Below are 23998 nucleotides of genomic sequence, written 5' to 3' on the forward strand. Positions count from 1 at the left end.
AGCCATGTGGCAAACCCTGATTGTCGCCCTGATCGTCGCCGCCGCGCTGCTGCACTTCTCGACCAAGTACCTGCCGGCCGGCGTGCGTCGCGCCATCGTGCGTGGCCTGGTGCGCTGCGGCCTCGATGAGGCGAAGATGTCGACCCTGTTCAAGGTGGCGCCGGGTTGCGGCAGCGGCTGCGGTTCCTGCGGCTCCTGCGACAGCCCGCCACCGCCGTCCGCCACGCCGCCGTCCGACGGCAGCAGCAAGCGCGTGATCCTGATGCAGGTGCAGCGCCAGGATTGATGTAGGTCTGGCCACGGGCGCGCCCGTGGGCTACACTTGGCTTTCCGCATGGCAAGGAGTGGCAATGGCGATACTGTTGATCTTCATGTTTTTGTTTGCGGTCGCCACCTGGCTGCTGGCCAGCCGGCGCGGCCGCCACGGCGGCCTGTGGTTCGGCATCGGCCTGTGCCTCGGACCGTTTGCCTTGCTGGCGGTGGCGGCCTTGCCGCCCGTGCCGGCGCGCTGACCCTGTATTGCCACAACCCGCCAGCGCGGGTTTTTTTACGCCTGCGCGTCCGCGTGGCGCAGCCGGTACTGGCGTGGCGAGCATGCCATGACGCGCTTGAAGGCATGGCTGAAGGCACTGTCCGAATCGTAGCCCAGCGCCTGCGCGATCGACGTCACTGTCGCGGCACTGTCCTTCAGGCGCCGCGTGGCCAGGCGCATGCGCCAGCGCAGCAGGTAATCGAGCGGGGTCACGCCCACCCGGTTCCTGAAGTGCAGGGCAAAGGCGGAGCGCGACTGTCCCGCGACGGCGGCCAGCTGCAGCAAGGTCCAGCGCTGCGCCGGCTGCGCATGCATGGCCTCGATGGCGGCGCGCAGCCGGGGATCGGCCAGCGCGAACAGCCAGCCCACGGGATGCGACGCCTGCGCTTGAAGATACTGGCGCAGCATCTGCAGCAGCATCATGTGGCCCAGGTGGCGCGTCATCAGCGTCGCACCGGGCGCCGTCGCCTGCAGTTCCTGCGCCAGGCGCTGCAAGGCCCAGTGCAGCACGCTGGCCTGGTCCGTATCGCCGCGCACGTGCAACAGGGGCGGCAGGCAGTCGAGCAGGATGGCCGCCTCGTCGCCAAAGCTGAAACGTCCACCGATGAGGAAGAAATCGTGTTCCGGCCCGCCGTGGCGGGTCACGCCCTGCTGCGCGTGCCGGTACACTTCCAGCGCCGGCGTGGCCGGCAAGCCGGGCGTGCTGGCCAGCGTGAATGCGCGTCCGGGCGCCAGCAGGAAGCAGTCGCCCGTGCGCAGCTGCACGGGAGCGTCGATGCCCGCGACCATCAGCCAGCAAGTACCTTCGATCACGGCGTTGAACTTGATGCCGTCCGGCGGCGGAAAGTCGATGGCCCATGCGCCGCCCGCCTTCAGGCCGGCAAAATAGGAGCTGCGCGTGTCAAACAGCGACAGTACATCGGAAAGCAGATCCATGGCGGGTTCCAGTTCTGGACGATGGCGACAGTATCAAGGATTTTACGCCATTCACAGTCCAGAACGGCCCGCGCAAAATATGCATGTCGCCAGCCATCCCGCGCTGGCCCCCACATGCAGAGGCAGACATGACATACGGCGATCCCAGGCAGACTCCCCTTCACACCGGCTTCGGCGCGGCCACCACCGCCACCGAGGCGCTGGCCGGGCGCACCCTGTCCGGCATGCAGGCCATCGTCACGGGCGGTGCTTCAGGGCTAGGCCTGGAAACGGTGCGCGTGCTGGCCGGCGCGGGCGCCCGCGTGGTGGTGCCGGCGCGCGACCCGCGCCAGGCGCAAGCTGCATTGACCGGTCTGGCCGGCGTGGAAGTCGCCGCGCTCGACCTGCTCGATCCGCAATCGATCGACGCATTCGCGGCTGCCTTCCTTGCCACCGGCCGCGCCCTGCACCTGCTGGTGAACGGCGCCGGCATCATGGCCACGCCCTTGCTGCGCGATGCGCGCGGCTACGAGGCGCAGTTCGCGACGAATCACCTGGGGCATTTCCAGTTGACGGCGCGCCTGTGGCCGGCCTTGCGGCAGGCGCAGGGCGCGCGCGTGGTGTGCGTGTCGTCGCTGGGCCACCGGCAGGCGGGCGTCGACCTGGACGACCCGCATTTCCTGCGCCAGCCGTACGACAAATGGCGCGCGTATGCGCAGTCGAAAAGCGCCAACGCCCTGTTTGCCGTGGAGCTGGACCGGCGCGGTGCGGCGCACGAGGTGCGCGCCTTTTCGCTGCACCCGGGCGCCATCCTGACGCCGCTGGTGCGCCACCTGGACCAGGATGATTTGCGCAGGGTGGGCGCGCTTGACGATGCGGGCCAGGTGAATCCGCCGCCGCAATCGGGTTTCAAGAACGTGGCGCAGGGCGCCGCCACGGCCGTCTGGTGTGCCACCAGCACGCAACTGGACGGTCTTGGCGGCGTGTATTGCGAGGATTGCGATATTGCCGCCCTGGTGGCGGACGACAGCACGGGGGCGGGCGTGCGGCGCTGGGCGGCCGACCCTGCGCAGGCGCGCCAGCTATGGGCGCTGAGCGAACAGATGACGGGCGTGCGTTTCGATCCCGGCGCTGCATGAAAAATGCCGGGCAAGGCCCGGCATGTGCAGGAAGGGCGGCGTGGATTTACGCCTTGCCCGCCAGTTTTTCCACCACGGGCGCCAGCGCGGCCGGGCGGCAGCCGAAGGCGGCCAGGCGGCCTTGGGCGGCGGGCGCCAGGTCGAGGTCATACGGCAAACGGCCCGCCACCAGCCACAGTTTATCGTGCGGCAGGGCGTCGACCAGGCGGCGCTGGCCATCGATGAACATGGCGTTATACGTCTGCAGCACGATCTGCTGCGCGCCTTGCGCAAAGGCGATGGCGGCGTCCACTTCCTCGTCCAGCGCCTCGGCCGACAGGGCGTATTCGCGCACGTCCAGCCCCGCCTCGAGCAGCGCCGGCAGCATCGAGCTGCGCGCTTCCTTGTTGCGGCCCAGCGCCACTTCGTCGATTTCGCTGCGCGAGCGCACTTCCACCGTCAGCAGGGTCACGGGCAGGCCCGCGTCGAGCGCGCGGTAATCGCCCTGCACGCGCAAGGCCGCCTTTTGCAGCAGCTGCGACAGGGCCATGGCGGCCGGCTGCATCAGCGCCGGCGGGGTGAGCGGACGCGCGCGCCAGTCGCGCACGGCGCGGTTGCGCTTGAGTTCAGCCACGCGGGCACAAGCCGCGTCGATGCGGGAGAGCGCAATGTCACCGCGTTCCACGGCGGCGATGACGGCGTCGATGGCCGCCGTCTGCTGCGCTTCGCGGTGCGAGATGAGGACGATGTCGGCGCCCGCCTGCAAGGTGGCGATGGCGCCCTGGGCGATGCCGATGCCGTCGGCGATGGCCGCCATTTCCAGGCAATCGGTGATGACGACGCCCTTGTATTGCAACTCGCCGCGCAGCAGGTCCGTCAGCACGCCTTTCGACAGGGTGGCCGGCACGCTGGTGTCGGCTTCGAACGCGGGGAAGACCACGTGCGCCGTCATGATGGCGTCGACGCCGCCGGCAATCGCCGCGCGGAACGGCGCCAGTTCCACGGCGCGCAGGCGTTCCTTGTCGTGCGGCACCAGGGCCATGGCATAGTGCGTGTCGATGGCCGTGTCGCCGTGGCCGGGGAAATGCTTGGCCGTGACGGCCACGCCGCTGGCGCGCTGGCCGCGCATGGCGGCCATGCCGTATTCGATGACGGTGGCGGCATCCTCGCCATACGCGCGCACGCCGATGACGGGGTTGTTGCGGTTGTTGTTCACATCCAGCACGGGGGCCAGCAGCATGTTGATGCCCACCTGGCGCATCTCGTCGCCGCTGATCTGGTTCATGCGTTCGCAGTCTTCAGGCGAGCCGGCGGCCTGGAAGGCCATCGCGGCGGGAACGGGCGTGACGCCCTGTTCGATGCGCATCACCATGCCGCCTTCCTGGTCGATGGAGATGAGCAGCGGCGTGTCGGACACTTCCGCGTTGATTTCCTGCAGTTCGCGGCACAGGGCCGACACTTGCGCGGGCGTGTGCACATTGCGGCGGAACAGGATCACGCCGCCCACCTTCTTGTCGCGTATCAAGGTCTTGATATGCTCGTCCGCCTGCAGGGCGTCGAAGCCCACCATGAACAACTGTCCTACTTTTTCGCGCAAACCCTGCTCCATGCTGCAACTCCTCCGGTATTCATTGTGATGATGGCATACGTATTGTGGCATCGTGGTGGCGCGTCCTGGCGATCACCGGAAAAGCTGCCTGGTTTTGTACTTGTTTTGGTATTGTATTGGATTTGGATATTTGCGCAAGTGGTTATTAAGTGGTATTAGTCCACTTGCGCCATGCATGGCTTAGTCCAGGCGCTGGAACGATGCGGCCTGCGCCTTCGGCCAGTACAGGCCGAACACGGGCGGCAGTTGCGGCAGCTGGCTCGGGTCGAGCAATTGCCCCGCTTCCAGGAAGGGCAGCAGGGCCGAGGCCAGTTTCACCTGGTTGGGCGAGATGCGCCGCACCAGGTGGTGCGGGCGCAGGTCCTGCGGGTGCGCCAGGCCGGCGGCGGCGATCAGTTCGGCCAGCGCCTTCATGGTGTTCTGGTGGAAGTGCGCCACGCGGGAAATCTTGTCGGACACCACCAGCGCGCGCTGGCGCTGCGGATCCTGCGTGGCCACGCCCGTCGGGCAGCGGTCCGTGTGGCAGCTTTGCGACTGGATGCAACCCAGCGCGAACATGAAGCCGCGCGCCGAATTGCACCAGTCGGCGCCCAGCGCCAGCAGGCGGGCGATGTCGAAGGCCGTGATGATCTTGCCCGAGCAGCCGATCTTGATCTTCGCGCGCAGGTTGGCGCCCACCAGGGTGTTATGCACGAGCACCAGCGCTTCCTGCAGCGGCGTACCCACGTGGTCGGTGAATTCCACGGGCGCGGCGCCCGTGCCGCCTTCGCTGCCGTCGACGACGATGAAGTCGGGCGTGATGCCCGTTTCCAGCATGGCTTTGACGATGGCGAAAAACTCCCACGGGTGGCCGATGGCCAGCTTGAAGCCCGTCGGCTTGCCGCCCGACAGGGTGCGCAGGCGGTCGATGAAGTGCAGCATTTCCAGCGGCGTGGAAAAGGCGCTGTGCGCGGCCGGCGAGATGCAATCCTCGCCCACCATCACGCCGCGCGTGGTGGCGATCTCGATGGTCACCTTGGGACCGGGCAGCACGCCGCCGTGGCCTGGCTTGGCGCCCTGCGACATTTTCAGCTCGATCATTTTCACTTGCTCCGAGCTGGCGTTGGCGACGAAGCGCTCCTCGGAGAAGGTGCCGTCCGGGTTGCGGCAGCCGAAGTAGCCGGAACCGATTTCCCAGACCAGGTCGCCGCCGTTTTCGCGGTGGTAGGGACTGATGCTGCCTTCGCCCGTGTCGTGCATGAAGCCGCCGCTGCGCGCGCCGCCGTTCAGGGCCAGGATGGCGTTGGCCGACAGGGCGCCAAAGCTCATCGCCGAAATATTGAAGACGCTGGCCGAATACGGTTTCTCGCGCGGGCAGTCCGGGTGGTTGCCGATGTCGATGCGGAAGTCGTGTCCCGTCACCTTGGCGGGGGCGATGGAATGGTTGATCCATTCGTAGCCGGCCTGGTACATGTCGAGCTGGGTGCCGAACGGGCGCTTGTCCGTCTGTTCCTTGGCGCGCTGGTAGACGATGCTGCGCTGGCTGCGCGAGAACGGCGTCGCTTCCGTGTCGCTTTCCAGGAAGTACTGACGGATTTCGGGGCGGATGCTCTCGAAGAAAAAGCGGAAATGCGCAAGGATGGGGTAGTTGCGGCGCAGCGCGCGCTTGGTTTGCAGCAGGTCGCTGATGCCCAGCAGGGTCAGCGCACCGGCCAGCACGGGCAGCCAATAATGGTCGTAGTAAAACAGGGACAGGACAAAGATGGCGGCCGTCGCAATGAAGGTCAGGTAGCGAAATGGTACTAGGTGCATGGGCACTCCGGTGAAGTCAGACTGATACTGCTGAGTGTACCGGTGATTTGTAGATCTTGCTGACTGGGAAAGTGTACTGTCAGAGCGGCGCTATCCATACGCGCGACACCTGACAAAACCGTAGCGGGCGGCAGCGATTTGCGGCCGAGAAGCGCAACCGTACTTTGGTACGGTGAGCATCGCCGGCCGCAAAGCGCGACGCGCAGCAGGTTTGGTCAGGTGTTCACCGTTGTGCGGCGCGGATGCGGGCCACCCGTTCGGCGCTGGCGGGATGGCTCGACAGATACGGCGTGGCGTCGCCGAGCTTGTCGAGGGCGACAAACACCTGTGCCAGGTGCTCCAGCGCAATGCCGTTCTGGCGCAGCATGGCGATCGCATAGTCGTCCGCCTCGCGCTCGACGTCGCGCGAGTACTTCAAGTCCAGCAGCAGCGGCGGCAGCGTGGCCACCACCGTCGACACGTCGCCGAACAGCAGCGCCGCGCCGGCGCCCACGGCCGAGGTCTGGATCAGGCGCCGCGTCAGGTGGCGCTGCTGCAGGTGCCCCAGCTCATGCGCGAGCACGCCCATGATGGCCAGGTCGTCCGGCATCAGTGCCACCATTTCATCGGTGAGCACGATGTCGCCCGAAGGCAGGGCGAAGGCGTTCGGGCCGATCTTGCTCTTGCGAAAGACGATGCGGTGCTCGGGCGTGCTGTCGCCGGGCGTGGCCAGGCGCGCGAACTGGGCGCGCAAGGCTTGCTGGCGCGCGCCATCGAGCTTGCTCGCCTCAAACACGTGCTTGTCGAGGAAATCGAGCACGCCCTGGCCCAGCTGGCGCTCGACGGACTGGGGAATCGCATACGCGATGCCTTGCGCCGCCACCGGCAGCAGGTATTGATAGCTGAGCCACAGGGCCAGCACGGTGGCCACCGTGGCCAGCAGGGCGCCGCGCCAGCTTTGCTGCAGGCGCACCACCCAGCCGTCGCGGTGACCCGTGTCGTGCAGCAGGCGGTTGAAGGCGGCCAGGTCGGCGATTTCCAGGTAGGCGCCATCGGGGAAGCTGACCTTGCGCGCGGCGTGGCTGCTGCGCTCGGACACGTGCAGCTCGCCCAGCGGGCAGCTGCGCTCGATGTCGCCGGCCAGCACGGCCATGCCATCGTGCACGGCCAGCGTCACGTGGTACAGGCGCGAGCTGTGGCCGTCGAAATAGCGGGCGGCCAGCGGCGCCTGCGCGGTCGGGCTGTCGTTGTGCATCTTACAGCGACAGGTCGAAGTCCAGCAGGTCGACCACGCCTTCGCCGGTGGCCGACACTTGCTGGCCCGTGGCGGCGACAAACTCGTCCAGGCTGCCATGCACGAGCATCGAGGTCGCTTCCAGCCGGTATTTCAGCCAGCGCACGTGGGCGAACGGCGAAAACAGGCCCAGGGTGACGACGATGCCGATCAGGTTGGTCAGCATGATGAAGGTGGTACGGCCCCACGTCAGCTGCGACTGGAACTGGTGCTGCTGCAGGCGCGTGTGGTTCCAGATCAGGTTCTGGATCATGGTGAGGAACAGCGGCAGCACGATGAAGGCCCACGCATACAGGGCGGCGACGGCGCCGAAGATGCTGCCGGCCTTGGTGGCGTCGTTGGCATGCGTGGCGAACGTGGCGAAGACGCTGGCGAAGACGACAAAGATCAGCACCAGGAAGCCGGCCAGCAGCAGGGCGAAGAACAGCAGATAGGTCTTGTAGAAGCTGCCGACGCTGGCGTCGAAGCTGAAGTTGCTGGTGCCGAAGCGGCTGTGCGTGTGCTGGAAGCGTTTCAGGCGCTGGTGCAGGAACGGCGTCATCAGGCCGCCCGTGAAGGTGTTCAGGATCGGCAGCCACAGGAAGTATTTATAGGCTTCCTTGGCGCTGCCGCCAAAGCCGAAGCGGATGCCGCGATAGCTGGTGTTGTACAGCTTGAATTGCAGGCTTTTCCATACGAGCCAGGGCAGCACGGCGAGCATCAGCACGAGCATGATCAGGCCGACGACGGGCGAGACCTGGAAGGCGATGTTGTAGCCGCCGATCAGCACCACGGCCGCGATGCGGCCCTTCAGGATGGCGACGGCGTTGCCATGGTATTCGAAGCTGCTGCCGGCCAGGTGGGTGCTGGAATAGAAATAGCGGTTGCGGCGCACCTTGGCCCAGGCCGAGTAAATGCCGAGGGTGACAATGCTCAGCAGCAGGTTGACGATCCAGATACGGAAGTATTCGCTGCCGGTGGCGCTGAAGGTGATCGCTTCGCGCTGGGGATTGGTGTTGTTGACGTCGACGTGCACGGGGAGATTCCTTACTTATTGGAAACAAAACAAGATAAGGGAATACTGAAAAGTTATCAATTGAAACTACTGTTTTTCGCAATTTTTTCGTCGATACGCTTGCGCCGCCGCAATCTGGCCGTCCCGGCTATACTGGAACTCAACCATCGCCTACCGGGAAAACCATGATCGTCGTCCACCATCTGAACAATTCGCGCTCGCAGCGCGTGCTCTGGCTGCTCGAGGAACTAGGGCTCGATTACGAGGTCAAGCGCTACCAGCGCGACCCGAAAACCATGCTGGCGCCCGCCGCGCTGAAGGCCGTGCATCCGCTGGGCAAGTCGCCCGTGATCACGGACGGCGCCAACACCATCGCCGAATCGGGCGCCATCATCGACTACCTGCTCGAGCGCTACGGCAATGGCCGCCTGGTGCCGGCGGCGGGCACGCCGGAAAAGCTGCGCTGGACCTACTGGCTGCATTTCGCGGAAGGCTCGGCCATGCCGCCGCTGCTGATGAAGCTGGTGTTCGACAAGGTCGAATCGTCGCCCATGCCCTTCTTCGTGAAACCGATCGCGCGCGGCATCGCCAGCAAGGTCAGGGACAGTTTCATCATGCCGAACATCAACAGCCAGCTCGCCTACATGGAAGCGGAGCTGGAGAAAACCAAATGGTTTGCCGGCAATGAATTCACGGCCGTCGACATCCAGATGAGTTTTCCCCTGGAAGCGGCCGCCTCGCGCGGCGGCCTCGATGCGCGCCTGCCGAAGCTGACGGCCTTCCTGCAGCGCATCCATGCGCGGCCCGCCTTCCAGCGCGCGCTGGAAAAAGGCGGGCCTTACGACTTTGCAAAGTGAACAGATTGCTCGCGGCATAGGTCATACAAAGAAAGTAATATTACTTTTTTACATGGTTTTGCTATAAAATATTTTCCTTTATGCAACCATATGCCAGCGCCGCGACGCGCTCTTTTCCATGATCAAAAAAATAGTGCTCTTTGCCGCCGTGATGTTTCTCTTTACCGGCTGCGCGATTCACCAGACCGTCAAACCGGTTGGGAACTTTGCCACCAAAGAAGTTTGTATCCTGAATAACCCGGATGTGCGCGTCGGCTTCATGGCCGCGTACAAGCGCGCGCTGGAAGGCAAGGGCTATGTCGCACGCCAATTGCCTGTCACGGCATCGATCATCGAATGTCCGCTGACGTCCACCTACACGGCGAACTGGCGCTGGGATCTGGCGATGTATATGCACTACGCCAATATCAAGGTGTACAACAACGGCAAGGTGGTCGGTGAAGCCGTGTACGACGCCAAGCGCGCGGGTCTGAACACGGGGAAGTTCATTGATGCGGATCAAAAAATTGGCGAGTTGGTCAACCAGCTTTTCCCGGGCGGCGCCGGTAGCTGAAACTGCTCGGCACCATGGCCATGCGGTAGAATGCGGGCTTGAACAAGCCTCAAAAGTCATCATAACCGCATGGCCAGACTCCTCGCTATCGACGGCTTGAATATCGTACGCCGCGTCTACGAAGCCAGTCCTGAACCCGATTCCGACCTGAAGGCGGAGATCGCGCTGCGCCATGCGCTGTCGTCGTTCCGCACCCTCATCAACGACCACGAGCCGACGCACATCCTGCCGGCCTTCGATTTTGGCGGCCCCACCTGGCGCCACGCCCTGTATGCGGGCTACCGCGAGGGGCGCCAGCCCATGCCGCAGGTGCTGCGCGACGCCTTGCCCGGCTTTTACGCCACCCTGGCCAGCTTCGGCATGCACGTGGTCAGCATTCCCGAAGTCGAGGCCGACGACGTGATCGGCACGGCCGTCATGCGCTGGCTGCACGAGGGGCGCGGTGCGGCCGTCATCGCCACCACCGACAAGGATCTGCATGGACTGATCGCGCACGGCGCCCTGGTCTGGGACCATTTCAAGGGCATCTGGCACGATCACGCCTGGGTCGAGAAAAAGTTCGGCGTGCCGCCGGAACTGCTGCCCGACCTGCTGGCGCTGATGGGCGACGTCACCGACAGCATCCCGGGCGTGTCGAAGATCGGCCTGAAAACGGGCGCGAAACTGTTGCGCGCCTACGGCAATATCGACGCCGTGATGGCTGGCGCCGGCATTTTGCCCGGCGCGCTCGGTGAAAGCCTGCGAAAAGAGCGGGAAATACTGTATCTTTCAAGAAAGTTGGTGGAACTCAAGACGGATGTCACGCTGGGTGTCACCTGGAACAAACTCGTGTGGGAAAAGTAGAGTGCCAAACAGAAAGCCCATGGCGTCGTTGCCTTGCCTCGTCGTACATCCGTACTGCCTTCGGCAACGCGCCTGGCCCTGGACGTTTTCCTGGACGCTCTGTTGGCCAGAACACGGAATCAATCAAGCAAGGAAGTAAATCATGATGTTAAAGGCAGTCCTGATCGATAGCAGCGCGGTGGCGCGCGGCCTGCTGAACACGGTCCTGATCGATGGCGGCTACGATGTCTGCGGCCAGACGCATACCAGCGCGCTGGGACTGGCGCTGCTGGTCAAGCATCGGCCGCATTTCGTGTGCATCGCGCGCGAGCAGGTGGAAGATGGCAGCAACGTGGTGCAGACCATCCGCGAGCAGTATCCGAAGACGCTCATTTTCATGATTTCGGGCGGCATCGACGCCGCGTCGCTGCAGGCGGCGCACGCGATGGGCGTGTCGGGCTTCATCGTGAAACCCTTCATGGCCGACACGGTGCTGAAGACCGTGCGCAATACCGTCATCGCCATGGTGCGCAAGCAGCAAGCCCTGGCCGCCGCCGCGCAGGGCAACGCCTAGGAAATTACGCCAGTCCCGTCGAACCGGCGATGATGCCGCCGCCGAGGCACACGTCGCCGTCGTACAGCACGGCCGACTGGCCCGGCGTGACGGCCCATTGCGCCTGATCGAAGGCCAGGCTGAAGTGTTCATTCCCGTCCGGCAGCAGCTGGCAGGCGACGTCGGCCTGGCGGTAGCGCGTCTTGGCGCTCAAGGCGCCCGCCTGCGGCGCCGTGCCGGCGATCCAGCTGGCCTGGTCGGCCGTCAAGGCTGGCGACAGCAGCCACGGATGGTCGTGGCCCTGCACCACCCACAGGGTGTTGTTGGCGATATCCTTGCGCGCCACATACCAGGCGTCGCTGCTGCCGTCCGCATTCTGGTACGACTTCACGCCGCCGATGCCGATACCCTTGCGCTGGCCCAGCGTGTAAAAACTCAGTCCCACGTGCTCGCCCACGGTCTTGCCGTCCGGCGTTTTCATCGGACCCGGCTTGTACGACAGGTAGCGGTTCAAAAATTCGCGGAACGGGCGCTCGCCGATGAAGCAGATGCCCGTCGAATCCTTCTTTTGCGCATTCGGCAGGGCCAGCTTTTCGGCGATCTGGCGCACTTGCGTCTTCGGGATTTCGCCGAGCGGGAACAGGGTCTTGGACAATTGCGCCTGGTTCAGGCGGTGCAGGAAGTAGCTCTGGTCCTTGCTGGCGTCGACGGCTTTGAGCAGCTCGAAGCGGCCCGCCTCCGTCGGCGCCTGGCGCACGCGGGCGTAATGGCCGGTGGCGATCAGGTCGGCGCCCAGGGTCATGGCGTGGTCGAGGAAGGCCTTGAACTTGATTTCAGCGTTGCACAGCACGTCCGGGTTCGGCGTGCGGCCGGCCTGGTATTCGCGCAGGAAGTCGGCGAACACGCGGTCCTTGTATTCGGAGGCGAAATTGACGGCCTCGATATCGACGCCGATGACGTCGGCCACGCTGGCCGCGTCGATCCAGTCCTGGCGCGTCGAGCAGTATTCCGAATCGTCGTCGTCTTCCCAGTTTTTCATGAACAGGCCGATGACTTCATAGCCTTGTTCCTTCAGCATCCATGCCGCGACCGAGGAATCGACCCCGCCCGACATGCCGATAACGACTTTCTTCTTGCTCATCTTGCTTTCCAGTTACTTTTAGATAATATTGCTATGCGCTATTGAAAACGGACGCATGCGTGTGCAGCAGGGCCAGCGGCGCGCGCCGGCCGGCCAGGTATTCATCGACGCATTGCAGCACCAGCGGGCTGCGGTGGCGCTCCTGGCAGGCCGCCAGTTCGTCGCGCGTCATCCACAGCGTGCGCAGGATGCCTTCATCGAGCGGGCGGTCATGCTCGGCGCCGGCCGTGCCGCAAAAGGTGAAGCGCAAATAAGTCACGTCCTCGCCCGTGCGCTGCGACTGGTAGCGCGACATGTACATGCCGACCAGCGCCGTGGGGATGAAATCATAGGCAGCTTCTTCCAGCGTTTCGCGGATCACGGCCTGCTCCAGCGACTCGAACGGGTCGAGGTGGCCGGCCGGTTGATTCAGCTTGATGCCTTCGCTGGTCTCTTCTTCAATCAGTAAAAACAGGCCGTCGCGCTCGACGATGGCGGCAACGGTGACAGAGGGTTTCCAGATTCTCGGCATGATTCCATCCTTGAAAGAGCCGACATTTTATCTTGTTCTGCGCGCGCGGTTTGAAGCCGGCCTTTTGTTGCGAGGACATATTGATAAATGACAACGTTTTAGCAAATAGCGGTGGGAGGTACTTACGTCTTTCCCCGCGAGCGCACTAGCATGGGGGCTTTGGCGGCAAGGTGGCAGGAAGCGCCCGTCAATATAGGCTTTCCCTGTGGTCAAAACAAGCGCGCACGCCGATTGGACTGTGGTGAGATTGACACACCTTTCCCACAATACGGGTGCCGTACCGCATGGCGGAACGGTGGATGCGATTACGGGGCAATTAGTGTCCAGCGCCTAAAAGTTGCTGGTTCACAAACGTTTAACGCGAAGGTTTCCGTGTTAGATTCTAGTCAGTTTATTAATTTGCGGAGGCATTCATGAGGATAGGCATACCGGCCGAATCACGGCCCGGTGAGACCCGGGTGGCAGCGACGCCCGAGACAGTCAAGAAGCTGGCAGCCAAGCATCAGGTCGTCGTGCAGGCGGGAGCGGGCTTGCACGCCTCGATTCCCGACGACGCGTATGCCGCCGCCGGCGCCCAGATCGGCAGCGCCCAGGAAGCGTATGGCTGCGCCATCGTGCTCAAGGTGCGCGCCCCCGATGCCGATGAACGGGCCCTGATGGCCAGCGGCACCGTGCTGATCGGCATGTTGAATCCCTTTGACGCCGACAATATCGCCGCCATGGCCGCGGCCGGGCTGTCCGCTTTCGCCCTGGAAGCCGTGCCGCGCATCACGCGCGCGCAGTCGATGGACGTGCTGTCCTCGCAGGCGAACATCGCCGGCTACAAGGCGGTGCTGGTGGCGGCCAATACCTATCAGCGCTTCATGCCGATGCTGATGACGGCGGCCGGCACCGTGAAGGCGGCCCGCGTGCTGATCATGGGCGTGGGCGTGGCGGGTTTGCAGGCGATCGCCACGGCCAAGCGCCTGGGCGCCGTCATCGAGGCGTCCGACGTGCGCCCGCCCGTCAAGGAGCAGGTCGAGTCGCTGGGCGCCAAATTCCTCGACGTGCCTTTCCTTACCGATGAAGAGCGGGAAATCGCCAAGGGTTCGGGCGGTTACGCGCGCGCCATGCCGGCCGACTGGATGCGGCGCCAGGCCGAACTGGTGCATGAACGGGCAAAACAGGCCGACATCATCATCACCACGGCCCTGATTCCCGGCCGCGCCGCGCCCGTGCTGATTTCCGAGGAGACGGTGAAGGCCATGAAGCCGGGTTCCGTCATCGTCGACCTGGCCGTCGAGCAGGGCGGCAACTGCCCGCTGTCGGAGCTGGGCAAGACGGTGCTCAAGCACGGCGTCTACATCGTGGGCGAGCCGAACCTGGCGACCCTGGTGGCGGCCGACGCGTCGGCCCTGTATGCGCGCAACGTGCTGGACTTCCTCAAGCTCATCATCGACAAGGACGACCAGCTGCTGATCGACCGCGAGGATGAAATCATCAAGGCCAGCCTGGTCTGTGCGGGCAGCGACATCTTACGTAAATAATACGGCGCCGGAGAGAACAACATCATGGAAATCAGTCACACCATCACCAACCTGATCATCTTCGTGCTGGCCATTTATGTCGGCTACCACGTGGTCTGGACCGTCACGCCGGCGCTGCACACGCCGCTGATGGCCGTCACCAACGCCATTTCCGCCATCATCATCGTCGGCGCCATGCTGGCCGCCGGCCTGACGGACGGACCGCTGGCGCAGGCCGCCGGTACCCTGGCCGTGGCGCTGGCCGCCGTCAACGTGTTTGGCGGCTTCCTCGTCACGCAGCGCATGCTCGAGATGTTCCGTAAAAAAGAACCGAAGGCCAAGCAAGGAGCGAAAGAATGAGTCACGCCATGAGCTTCGTCACCATGAACCTGGTGACGATGATGTACCTGATCGCCTCGGTGTGCTTCATCCAGGCCCTGAAGGGCCTGTCGTCGCCATCGACGGCGCGCCGCGGCAACGCCTTCGGCATGAGCGGCATGGCCATTGCCGCCGTCACCACCGTGGCGCTGATCCTGAAACTGAAGGAACAGCAAACGGGCGGCATGGGCCTGACCCTGGTCATCATCGGCATCGTCACGGGCGGCGTCATCGGCGCCTACCTGGCGAAAACCGTGGAAATGACGAAGATGCCGGAACTGGTGGCGGCCATGCACTCGCTGATCGGCCTGGCGGCCGTCTGCATCGCCGTGGCGGCCGTATCGGAGCCATGGGCCTTCAATATCGCCAAGCATGGCGAGGCGCTGCCCATCGGTAATCGCTTCGAGCTGTTCATCGGCACCTTTGTCGGCGCCATCACGTTCTCCGGTTCGGTGATCGCCTTCGGCAAGCTGTCGGGCAAATACAAGTTCCGCCTGTTCCAGGGCGCACCCGTCAGCTTCAAGGGCCAGCACATGCTCAACCTGGTGCTGGCGCTGGTGATGGTCGGCCTGGGCCTGGCCTTCTGCTTCGCCGACGGCGTGGAACCGGCGTGGACGCCGTTCGTCATCATGGCCGTGATCGCCTTTGCCCTGGGCGTGCTGATCATCATTCCCATCGGCGGCGCCGACATGCCGGTGGTGGTCTCGATGCTGAACAGCTACTCGGGCTGGGCCGCGGCCGGCATCGGTTTTTCGCTGAATAACTCGATGCTGATCATCGCCGGCTCGCTCGTGGGGTCTTCCGGCGCGATCCTGTCGTACATCATGTGCAAGGCCATGAACCGCTCGTTCTTCAACGTCATCCTCGGCGGCTTCGGCGGCGCCGCACCAGCCGCCGGCGTGGCCGGCGCGCAGGAACAGCGTCCCGTGAAATCGGGTTCGGCCGACGATGCCGCCTTCATCATGAGCAATGCGGAAACCGTCATCATCGTGCCCGGCTACGGCCTGGCCGTGGCGCGCGCGCAGCACTCGCTGAAGGAACTGGTGGAAAAGCTCACGCACAAGGGCGTCACCGTCAAGTATGCGATCCACCCGGTGGCGGGGCGCATGCCGGGCCACATGAACGTGCTGCTGGCCGAAGCCGAGGTGCCGTACGACCAGGTCTTCGAGATGGAGGACATCAACGGCGAATTCGGCCAGACCGACGTGGTGCTGGTGCTGGGCGCCAACGACGTGGTGAACCCGGCGGCGAAGGACCCGGCATCGCCGATCGCCGGCATGCCTATCCTGGAAGCGTACAAAGCCAAGAGCATCATCGTCAACAAGCGCTCGATGGCTTCCGGCTATGCGGGCCTGGACAATGAACTGTTCTACCAGCCGAACACGATGATGGTGTTTGGCGACGCCAAGAAGGTCATCGAGGACATGCTCAAGGCAGTCGAGTAAGAACGCCTTGCGCCACTGAAAACGGCCCGCCTTGCGCGGGCCGTTTTCATTCTGCCGCCACCACCTTGTTGCGGCCCTGGTGCTTGGCCGCGTACAGCGCCTTGTCCGCTTCCGACATGGCCGCGTCCATGCTGGCGCCCTGCGTCAACGGCGCCAGGCCGATGCTGATGGTGACGTGCAGCGCGCCGCCGTCGGGCAGCACGGTGACGGCGGCCGCCACGGCCGCGCGGATGCGTTCGGCCACCTGGCAAGCTTGCGTCAAGGTCGCGTCGGGAAACAGCAGGCCGAATTCCTCGCCGCCCATGCGCGCCGCCACGTCGGTGACGCGGCCCGTGTCGCGCAGCACCTGCGCCACCGTGCGCAGCACGGCGTCGCCCACGGCATGGCCATAGCGGTCGTTGATTTTCTTGAAATGATCGAGGTCGGCCACGCCCACCGTCAGCGCGGCGCCGCTGCGCGCCGTGCGCGCCATCGCTTGCTCGGCCTGGGCTTCATAGGCGCGCCGGTTCGGCAGCGACGTCAGCGCATCGTGCAGCGCCTGCTGCTCCAGCTGCGCCAGCAGGCTGGCATTCTTGGCCGCCAGTTCGCGCCGCTCGCGCACGTCGAGCAGGAAGGCGCCGAAATAGCGCATGCCATCGACGACGCCCAGGTCGAGCGCCTTCATCTCGATGGGGATCATTTGCGCATCGCGGTGGCGGATGGCGAATTCGCGGATCTTTCCCAGCACGCTGGACGGGCGCGAGCTGCGGATGTAGTTGATGACGTGGTTGTCGTGCTGGGTGGCGACGGCGTCGGGCAGCAGGCCGTTCAGGGTCTGGCCCAGCAGTTCTCCACTGGCATAACCGGACAGCGCCTGCATGGCGCCGTTGATGTAGCGGATGCGGCACTGTTCGTCGATGATGATGACGGCGTCGAGGGCGTCTTCCAGCAGGCGGGAAAAGAGTACTTCGGGAAGTGCGGCAGGCGGTGCTGCGGGCAATGCGTCTGTCATGGGACTGTCGCCAAAATCCAGGTGATACCCATTGTCGCATCCGCGGGCCGTTTATTCCATGCCGGATAGCCCGCCTGTTTCTTTTTCGCCCGCGCTCTTTCTTTATTGCTAAGGCTCAGCGCCGGCCGTACATCATCAGTTCAGCCAGGCTCTTGCGCGCCGGGCTGAAGACGTCGAGCAAGCCCAGCGACAGGCCCAGGACGCCTTGCGTGGGCGCCGTGCCCGTGAAGATGCGCGCCATGGTGTCGGTGACGCGCACCGTCAGGCCGCGGTCGGCCTGGCGCAGGCTGGCATAGCGTTCCAGGCTTGCCGGGCTGCCGTCCTGCGCCAGCACGCGGGCCAGCACGGCGGCGTCGCGCAAGCCCAGGTTCAGGCCTTGCCCCGCCACCGGATGCAGGGTTTGCGCCGCATTGCCGATGGCGACCGTGCGCGCCGTGCCGCCCGCCTGCGCGTTCAGGCCCAGCGGATAGGCCAGGCGCGGCGTCGTGTGGTTGAAACGTCCCAGGCGGCTGCCGAAGGCCGCGCCCAGGCGCGCCAGAAAGGCCGCATCGTCGAGGGCCAGCAATTGTTCGGCGCGCGTGGGCGGCACGCACCAGACCAGCGCGTAGCCGTCGTCCTGCGGCAGCAGGGCCAGCGGACCTTCGTCGGTGAAGCGTTCATACGCGCGGTGGGCGATGGGAGCACTGGTGCGCACGTGGGCAATGATGGCGCTTTGGCCATAGTCGCGGCTGACGGCGCGTTCCTGCTGCTGGCCGAACAGGCCGCCCTCGGCCTGCACCAGCAGGCTGGCGCGCAGGCTGGCGGCGGCGCCGTCCTGTTCGATCTGCACGGTGACGCCATCGGCGTCTTCGGCGCTGGCCGTCACCAGCGCCGGGCGCAGGCTGGCCACGCCGAGGCGCTCGCACACGTCGGCCAGCGCGCTGACCACGGCGCCGTAGCGTGCCACATAGCCGAGGGCATCGACGCCATGTTCAGCGCGGTCCATCAGGCTGCGCCCGAAATGGCCGCGGCGCGAGACGTGAATTTCGTGGATCGTCGTCGCTGCGACGGGCCAGGCGCCCGCTTCCTCGAGGATCTGGCGGCTGCCGTGCGACAGGGCGATGGTGCGCGGATCGCGCCTGGCCTGCTCGATGGATTTGGCGTCGAGCAGGGCGATGCCGGCGGCGCGTGCGCCCCGTTGCACCAGCAGGGCGGCCAGCGCCATGCCGACGGGGCCGGCGCCGCAGATGGCGAGATCGAAGGGGGGCGGTGTATGCATGCTGCTGCGTTAATCCTGTGACATCAGTTGTTCGATTTCAGCCACGCTTCTGGGCGCCGTGCTGAACACTTCATGGCCTTGCGGCGTGACCAGCACATCGTCCTCGATGCGGATGCCGGTGTGCCAGAACTGCTCGGGCACACCGGCGCCGGGGCGCACGTAGATGCCCGGTTCCACCGTCAGCACCATGCCAGGCGCCAGCGCGCGCCATGGCTTGCCGGGTGCGGCCGTGTCGCGGTAGGCGCCGACGTCGTGCACGTCCATGCCCAGCCAGTGGCTGGTGCCGTGCATGTAGAACGGGGTATAGCTCTTGTCGGCGATGACATCCTGCACGCTGCCGTTTTTTTGCCGGTCCAGCAATTTCAAATCCAGCATGCCCTGCGCCAGCACCTGCACGGCCGCCTCGTGGATGGCGCTGTGCGGCAAGCCGGGGCGCACCATGTCCAGCGACGCCTGCTGGGCCGCCAGCACCAGTTCATACAGCGCCCGCTGCGGGCCGCTGAAGCGGCCGTTGACGGGCCAGGTGCGGGTGATGTCGGAGGCGTAGCCATCGAGTTCGCAGCCGGCGTCGATCAGCACCAGATCGCCGTCCTGCAGCTGCGCGTCGTTGGCGTTGTAGTGCAGGATGCAGGCGTTGGCGCCGCCGGCCACGATGGACGAGTAGGCGGGAAACTGCGCGCCGCTGCGGCGAAATTCGTACAGCAGCTCCGCTTCGAGCGCATATTCCGGCATGCCGGGCCGCGTGGCGCGCATGGCGCGCACGTGGGCGGCGCTGGAAATGGCGGCCGCGCGGCGCATCAGCGTCTGTTCCTCGCTGTCCTTCAGCAGGCGCATGGCGTCGAGCATGCCGTTGATCTCAATGGCCATGGCGGGGGCGGTGATGCCGCTGCGGGCCTTTTGCCGCACGCTGTGCAGCCAGACCTTGACCTGGGCATCGAGGTTGCCGCCCAGCGCGTAATACAGGGCCGGCGCATCGGCCAGCAGGCGCGCCATTTCCACGTCGCGTTCCTCGATGGGGAAGGCGGCGTCGAAGCCGAAGGTGGCGCGCGCCGCCTCGGGGCCGTGACGGAAGCCATCCCAGATTTCGCGCTCGGTATTCTTGGCGCGGCAAAACAGGATGGCGCGCGCGGGCGCAGTGGCGCTGGCGGCCACCAGGGCCATGGCGCTGTCGGGCTCCGCAAAGCCGCTCAGGTAGTAGAAATAGCTGTCGTGGCGATACGGATAGTCGCAATCGCTGTTGCGCGCCACTTCGGGCGCCGTGGCGAGGAAGGCCACGCTGCCTGGCAGCATCTGCGCCAGCAGCGCCGCGCGCCGTGCCGCGTAATTGGCCATCATGCCGCAGGCGCCTTCGGGCCTGTGCTGGCGACGCCGTTGAGCACGTCGAGCTGCGCCGGCGTGCCCACATTCGTCCACTCGCCCGGATAGATTTCGCCGCCCACGCGGCCCTGGTCCGCATACTGGCGCAGCAGGTCGCCCAGTTTGGCGTGGCTGCCTGGCGTAATGCCGTCGAACATTTCAGGACGGTACACGCCGATGTTGGCGAAGGTCCATTTGGTGTCGTCCGTATTGTTGATCGAGAACAAGGTCAGGCCGAAGTCGCCGTGCGGGTGGAAGTCGGGATTGGGCACCAGGTAGGTCCAGGCGATGTCGCGCTGGTCGGCCGGATACGGCGTGCCCAGCACATCCTTGTCGGCCAGCACGTCGAGCACTTGCTTGAAATCAAAGTACGGGCAATAAATGTCGCCGGAGATGGCCAGGAACGGTTCCTCGCCCAGCAGGTGGCGCGCCTGGGCGATGCCGCCCGCCGTTTCCAGCGGCGTGCTCTCCGGCGAATACGCGATGCGCGCGCCGTACGCGCTGCCATCGCCCAGGGTTGCCTCGATCAGATGGCCCAGGTGCGCATGGTTGATGACGATGTCCGTGATGCCGGCGCGCACCAGATTCAGCACATGCCAGACGATCAGCGGACGGCCGCGCACTTTCAGCAGCGGTTTGGGACAGGTGTCGGTGAGCGGACGCATCCGTTCACCGCGGCCTGCGGCGAAGATCATGGCTTTCATGGTGGGACTCGTTTTCTGTTTTGTTCGGTAAATGTTGCGCGGCGTGAGCCGCACAATAGCTTAATTCTGCAGTCGCGACACCTGACAAAACCGTAGCGAGCGGCAGTGAGGCCCGGCGCCTCCTTGTGGCCAGGAAGCGCAACCGTACTCGGGTACGGTGAGCATCGCCGGCCGCAAAGCGCGACGCGCATCAGGTTTTGGCGCGTGTCGTCAGAAGGTGTAGCCGACTTGCGGCGTCTTATTTTCCAGCGCGTCGAGCAAGCGCACCAGCGGCTTGAGTTCCGTATAGCGGTTGGCTGTCTTGCGCACATAGTCGAGTACGGTCGGCAGGTCGCCCATGTACAGGTCCTTGCCATCGCGGTAATTCAGGCGCGCGAACAGGCCAAGGATTTTCAGGTGGCGCTGCAGGGCCGTGAATTCGAAATCGCGGTAGAAGGCGTCGATGTCGGGATTCACTGGCAAGCCCAGCTGCTTGGCGCGCTGCCAGTAGCGGATCACCCAGTCGAGCACCAGTTCTTCATCCCACTGCAGGTAGGCGTCGCGCAGCAGCGAAGCGATGTCGTAGGTGACGGGGCCAAACACGGCGTCCTGGAAGTCGAGGATGCCCGGATTGGGCATCGAGCCATCATTGATGTGCATCAAATTGCGCGAATGGTAGTCGCGGTGCATGAAAACTTGTTGCTGCGACAAGATATTCGCCGTGATGGCTTCGAACACCTTGTCCAGCTGGGTTTGTTGCACATCCGTCAAGGTGGCGCCCAGATGCTTGCCGATGAACCATTCCGGGAACAGATTCATTTCGCGCAGGATGAAGGCGCGGTCGAACTCGGGCAGCACGTCGGGTCGGCTGGCCAGCTGGATTTTCATCAGCGATTCGAGCGCTTCGGCGTACAGCACGCTGGCATTGTCGTGGTTCAGGGCGTCCAGGTAGGTGGTCGTGCCCAGGTCGGAGAGCAGCAGGAAGCCGTGCTCGAGGTCTTGCGCGATGATGTCCGGCACGGACACGCCGGCCGCTTTCAGCAAGCCGGCCACCTTGATAAAGGCGGGCACGTTTTCGCGCTCGGGGGGCGCATCCATGGCGATCAGTGTGCTTCCTGGCAATGTTGCATTGCCGGGCAAGACATCGAGGCGGTAGTAGCGGCGGAAGCTGGCATCGCTGGATGCGGGGCGCGCGGAATCGGGCGAAACGAGGTTCAACGGGGCCAACCAGGCTTTCAACAGGGTCAGGCGAGCGTCGGCGGAGGCCGGCGCGGCAGGGGAATTGGGGGAGAATGACATTAAGCGGCCTGTGGAATCGGGTTGATGGTGCAGATTCCCATATAATAAGGGATTCAAATCAAAAAATCGCCTGTCAATGGTGCTTGCCCCTTCCAATTCATGAGCTGGTTTTCGGCCTCCCCCCCTTCGCAGCGCTGGGCTTTCGCCATCAGCGCGCTCGTCGCCGCCACGACGGTGCCTGTTCACGCCCAGAAAGCACCACGTCCGGTTCATGTGGAAGATCCGGATGCGCCCACCGTCATGACGGCGGAAAGTATGCGCGGCCGACCGGAACGGGAGCTCAATCTGGACAAAAATGTCGTCATTGAGCGTGGAAAAACCACAAAAATGACGTCCGATACAGCTTGTTACAAACAAGTTGACGATGAGTTCGATGCCGAGGGCCATATCAAGATGTGGCGTTTCGGCGATTACTACACGGGCGACGTGCTGAAACTGAACATGGAGACGGGCAAGGGCTTCCTGCTCAATCCCACCTACCGCTTTGAAGTGGGCGGCGGGCAGGGCAAGGCCGAGCGCGTCGACTTCATCAATCCCGACGAAGCCAATGTCATCGACGGTACCTACAGTACCTGCGAAGGCCCGAATCCGGACTGGTACCTGAAATCGAGCACCCTGAACCTGGACACGGGGCGCGACGTGGGCACGGGCAGCAAGACCATCATCTATTTCAAGGACGTGCCCATTCTCGGCACGCCCGGCATCTCGTTTTCCCTGTCCGGTGCGCGCCGTTCAGGCTGGCTGGCGCCGACGCCGGGTTTTGCCTCGAAGAATGGTTTTGAGCTGACGGTACCGTACTACGTGAATATCGCGCCGAACCGCGACCTGACCCTGTTCCCGAAATACATACAGCGGCGCGGCATCCAGCTGGGCGCCGTGGGGCGCTACATCGGCGAGACGGATGCCGGTTTGTACAGCGGCGAAACCTCGATCGAGTATCTGCCGAATGACAAGCAGACCAAGACCGACCGCTACATGATCAAGTCCAAGCACGATCAGGCGCTGGCCCCGGGCTGGACCTATGGCTGGGATGTGCGCGACGCGTCCGACAATAATTATCCGAGCGACTTCTCGAAGACGGTGGCCACGGCCACCGAGCGCCAGTTGCTGCGCGAATTGCGCACCGAGTACCGCACCGAGGACTGGAGCCTGACGGCGCGCGTGCAGAATTACCAGGTGCTGCAGGATCCCGATGCGGTGACCGATCCCAGCCTGTTCGTCACGCGCCCGTATGACCGTTTGCCGTCGGTTAACTTCCATGCCGGCAAATACGACGTATGGGGTGGTTTCGACTGGACCTTCGACGCGGAGGCGACGCGCTTCGTGCATCCGACCCAGGTGCAAGGTTCGCGCCTGGTGGCGGTGCCGCAGGTGAGTTTTCCCATCGTCCGCCCCGGCTACTTCATCACGCCCAAGCTGATGCTCAATGCCAGCGCATATCAGCTTGATAACGATAGCCGGACCAAGGCGCAGTTCCCGAATACCTCGTTTACGCGCGCCGTGCCGACGTTTTCGGTCGACAGCGGCCTCGTGTTCGAGCGCGACACGAACCTGTTTGGCGCCAAGGGCGGCACGCAAACGCTGGAGCCGCGCCTGTTCTACGTCTACACGCCGTACCGCGACCAGTCGCAATTCCCGAATTTCGATACGGCCGACGGCACCTTCAGCCTGACGCAGATCTTTACGGAAAACCGTTTCGTCGGCAGCGACCGCATCAGCGACGCCAACCAGGTCACGGCAGCCGTCGTTTCGCGCTTCCTGCAACCGGACGGCGCCGAGCGCATGCGGCTGACCTTCGGCCAGCGCTTCTATTTTGCCGACCAGCGCGTGCAGCTCAATTCGTCCACGCCGGTCAACCAGTCGCGTTCGGACATCCTGCTGGCGGCGACCGGTCGCGTGTCGGAGACTTGGACCGTCGATAGCCTGGTGCAGTACAATCCCAGCGACCGTCAGCTGATGAGCTACAACTACACCTTGCAATATCAGCCCGGCGCGAAGAAAGTATTGAATTTTAGTAACCGTTTCCAGCGCAACAGCTTCCGTAACGCGGAAATTTCCACGCAATGGCCGCTGACGGACCGCCTGTATGGCGTGGGCCGCATCAGTTATTCCTTGCTGGACCGCCGCATGCTGGAAAGCCTCGTCGGCCTGGAATACAAGGGCGACTGCTGGGTTTTCCGCATGGGCGCGCAGCGTTTCGTAACGTCGGCCAAGAATGCCTCGACGCCGATCTTCTTCCAGCTGGAATTGACGGGCCTGTCAAACGGCCTGGGTCTGGGGGCGAATGGCCTCGAGACATTTACCAAAACGATCCCTGGCTACCAGGCACTGAGCCAGCCACTCCGTTAAGATGGTCACCGTTGCCGCCGCCGGTGTCCCCGGCGCTGGCACAAACCGGTTTTTTTATTCACCTG

At 64.3% G+C, this 23998-nt stretch carries 23 protein-coding genes; 11 read left to right on the plus strand and 12 right to left on the minus strand.

Annotation, left to right across the window (positions count from 1 at the left end; genetic code table 11):
* The first annotated feature begins 4 nt into the window (after nucleotides 1–4).
* Complete coding sequence (locus O0880_RS00350; RefSeq protein WP_071321713.1) at nucleotides 5–286, plus strand: hypothetical protein; 282 nt, start codon at nucleotides 5–7, stop codon at nucleotides 284–286.
* Nucleotides 287–350: 64 nt separating this feature from the next.
* Nucleotides 351–512, plus strand: coding sequence for a hypothetical protein (locus tag O0880_RS00355; RefSeq protein ID WP_156894640.1), 162 nt, complete (start codon nucleotides 351–353; stop codon nucleotides 510–512).
* Between the two features lie 35 nt (nucleotides 513–547).
* On the opposite strand, the gene O0880_RS00360 is transcribed toward O0880_RS00355, so the two are convergent.
* On the minus strand, nucleotides 548–1468 hold the full coding sequence (locus O0880_RS00360; protein WP_289884439.1) for an AraC family transcriptional regulator: 921 nt from the start codon (nucleotides 1466–1468) through the stop codon (nucleotides 548–550).
* Nucleotides 1469–1596: 128 nt separating this feature from the next.
* Between O0880_RS00360 and O0880_RS00365 the strand changes: the two genes are divergently transcribed.
* Nucleotides 1597–2586, plus strand: coding sequence for an oxidoreductase (locus tag O0880_RS00365; RefSeq protein ID WP_289884440.1), 990 nt, complete (start codon nucleotides 1597–1599; stop codon nucleotides 2584–2586).
* Nucleotides 2587–2632: 46 nt separating this feature from the next.
* Here O0880_RS00365 and nagZ read toward each other — a convergent pair whose 3' ends face one another.
* The 4 genes from nagZ to O0880_RS00385 form a co-directional block, all read right to left on the minus strand.
* Nucleotides 2633–4174: a beta-N-acetylhexosaminidase gene (gene nagZ, locus O0880_RS00370; RefSeq protein ID WP_289884441.1), complete on the minus strand. Its 1542-nt coding sequence runs from the start codon at nucleotides 4172–4174 to the stop codon at nucleotides 2633–2635.
* A 180-nt stretch (nucleotides 4175–4354) separates the two neighbouring features.
* Nucleotides 4355–5965, minus strand: coding sequence for an FMN-binding glutamate synthase family protein (locus O0880_RS00375; RefSeq protein ID WP_071321717.1), 1611 nt, complete (start codon nucleotides 5963–5965; stop codon nucleotides 4355–4357).
* Nucleotides 5966–6188: 223 nt separating this feature from the next.
* Entirely contained in the window at nucleotides 6189–7199 is a 1011-nt protein-coding gene (locus O0880_RS00380) for a M48 family metallopeptidase (RefSeq protein ID WP_071321718.1), read from the minus strand.
* A 1-nt stretch (nucleotide 7200) separates the two neighbouring features.
* A complete protein-coding gene (locus O0880_RS00385) occupies nucleotides 7201–8253 on the minus strand; it encodes a YjgN family protein (protein WP_232251017.1) in 1053 nt (350 codons plus the stop codon).
* Between the two features lie 164 nt (nucleotides 8254–8417).
* On the opposite strand from O0880_RS00385, the gene O0880_RS00390 reads away from it, so the two are divergent.
* From O0880_RS00390 to O0880_RS00405, 4 genes are all read left to right on the plus strand, one after another.
* Nucleotides 8418–9089: a glutathione S-transferase gene (locus O0880_RS00390; RefSeq protein ID WP_289884443.1), complete on the plus strand. Its 672-nt coding sequence runs from the start codon at nucleotides 8418–8420 to the stop codon at nucleotides 9087–9089.
* Nucleotides 9090–9207: 118 nt separating this feature from the next.
* Entirely contained in the window at nucleotides 9208–9642 is a 435-nt protein-coding gene (locus O0880_RS00395; RefSeq protein ID WP_289884444.1) for an Sbal_3080 family lipoprotein, read from the plus strand.
* 69 nt (nucleotides 9643–9711) lie between these two features.
* Nucleotides 9712–10485 carry a 5'-3' exonuclease gene (locus tag O0880_RS00400; RefSeq protein ID WP_289884445.1) on the plus strand — a complete coding sequence of 258 codons (774 nt, stop codon included), beginning with the start codon at nucleotides 9712–9714 and terminating at the stop codon, nucleotides 10483–10485.
* Between the two features lie 145 nt (nucleotides 10486–10630).
* Nucleotides 10631–11038, plus strand: a complete 408-nt coding sequence (locus tag O0880_RS00405) for a response regulator (RefSeq protein WP_071326165.1) — start codon at nucleotides 10631–10633, stop codon at nucleotides 11036–11038.
* 4 nt (nucleotides 11039–11042) lie between these two features.
* Here O0880_RS00405 and mnmA read toward each other — a convergent pair whose 3' ends face one another.
* Nucleotides 11043–12158, minus strand: coding sequence for a tRNA 2-thiouridine(34) synthase MnmA (gene mnmA / locus O0880_RS00410; protein WP_289884447.1), 1116 nt, complete (start codon nucleotides 12156–12158; stop codon nucleotides 11043–11045).
* A gap of 31 nt (nucleotides 12159–12189) precedes the next feature.
* A complete protein-coding gene (locus O0880_RS00415; RefSeq protein ID WP_071321724.1) occupies nucleotides 12190–12669 on the minus strand; it encodes an NUDIX hydrolase in 480 nt (159 codons plus the stop codon).
* A 413-nt stretch (nucleotides 12670–13082) separates the two neighbouring features.
* On the opposite strand from O0880_RS00415, the gene O0880_RS00420 reads away from it, so the two are divergent.
* From O0880_RS00420 to O0880_RS00430, 3 genes are read left to right on the plus strand one after another with little or no spacing between them, the layout of a single operon-like run.
* Entirely contained in the window at nucleotides 13083–14195 is a 1113-nt protein-coding gene (locus O0880_RS00420; RefSeq protein WP_071321725.1) for a Re/Si-specific NAD(P)(+) transhydrogenase subunit alpha, read from the plus strand.
* Between the two features lie 24 nt (nucleotides 14196–14219).
* Nucleotides 14220–14534 carry an NAD(P) transhydrogenase subunit alpha gene (locus O0880_RS00425; RefSeq protein ID WP_071321726.1) on the plus strand — a complete coding sequence of 105 codons (315 nt, stop codon included), beginning with the start codon at nucleotides 14220–14222 and terminating at the stop codon, nucleotides 14532–14534.
* 8 nt (nucleotides 14535–14542) lie between these two features.
* The gene (locus O0880_RS00430; protein WP_289887260.1) at nucleotides 14543–15997 is read left to right on the plus strand and encodes an NAD(P)(+) transhydrogenase (Re/Si-specific) subunit beta; all 1455 of its coding nucleotides are present in this window, start codon (nucleotides 14543–14545) and stop codon (nucleotides 15995–15997) included.
* A 46-nt stretch (nucleotides 15998–16043) separates the two neighbouring features.
* On the opposite strand, the gene O0880_RS00435 is transcribed toward O0880_RS00430, so the two are convergent.
* From O0880_RS00435 to O0880_RS00455, 5 genes are all read right to left on the minus strand, one after another.
* On the minus strand, nucleotides 16044–16988 hold the full coding sequence (locus O0880_RS00435; protein WP_071321728.1) for a sensor domain-containing diguanylate cyclase: 945 nt from the start codon (nucleotides 16986–16988) through the stop codon (nucleotides 16044–16046).
* 115 nt (nucleotides 16989–17103) lie between these two features.
* Nucleotides 17104–18246: a UbiH/UbiF/VisC/COQ6 family ubiquinone biosynthesis hydroxylase gene (locus tag O0880_RS00440; RefSeq protein WP_289884453.1), complete on the minus strand. Its 1143-nt coding sequence runs from the start codon at nucleotides 18244–18246 to the stop codon at nucleotides 17104–17106.
* 9 nt (nucleotides 18247–18255) lie between these two features.
* Nucleotides 18256–19578, minus strand: a complete 1323-nt coding sequence (locus tag O0880_RS00445; RefSeq protein ID WP_289887261.1) for an aminopeptidase P N-terminal domain-containing protein — start codon at nucleotides 19576–19578, stop codon at nucleotides 18256–18258.
* Nucleotides 19578–20306 carry an N-acetylmuramate alpha-1-phosphate uridylyltransferase MurU gene (murU, locus tag O0880_RS00450; RefSeq protein WP_289884455.1) on the minus strand — a complete coding sequence of 243 codons (729 nt, stop codon included), beginning with the start codon at nucleotides 20304–20306 and terminating at the stop codon, nucleotides 19578–19580. The genes O0880_RS00445 and murU overlap by 1 nt, the downstream gene beginning before the upstream one ends.
* A 210-nt stretch (nucleotides 20307–20516) precedes the next feature.
* A complete protein-coding gene (locus tag O0880_RS00455; protein ID WP_289884458.1) occupies nucleotides 20517–21584 on the minus strand; it encodes a phosphotransferase in 1068 nt (355 codons plus the stop codon).
* Nucleotides 21585–21683: 99 nt separating this feature from the next.
* Here O0880_RS00455 and O0880_RS00460 point away from each other — a divergent pair, with 99 nt between their 5' ends.
* A complete protein-coding gene (locus O0880_RS00460) occupies nucleotides 21684–23933 on the plus strand; it encodes an LPS-assembly protein LptD (protein WP_289884459.1) in 2250 nt (749 codons plus the stop codon).
* Nucleotides 23934–23998 lie beyond the last annotated feature (65 nt).

Origin of the sequence: Janthinobacterium sp. SUN118, from assembly GCF_030397695.1 — a bacterium.
In the GTDB taxonomy this organism is placed as follows: domain Bacteria; phylum Pseudomonadota; class Gammaproteobacteria; order Burkholderiales; family Burkholderiaceae_D; genus Janthinobacterium.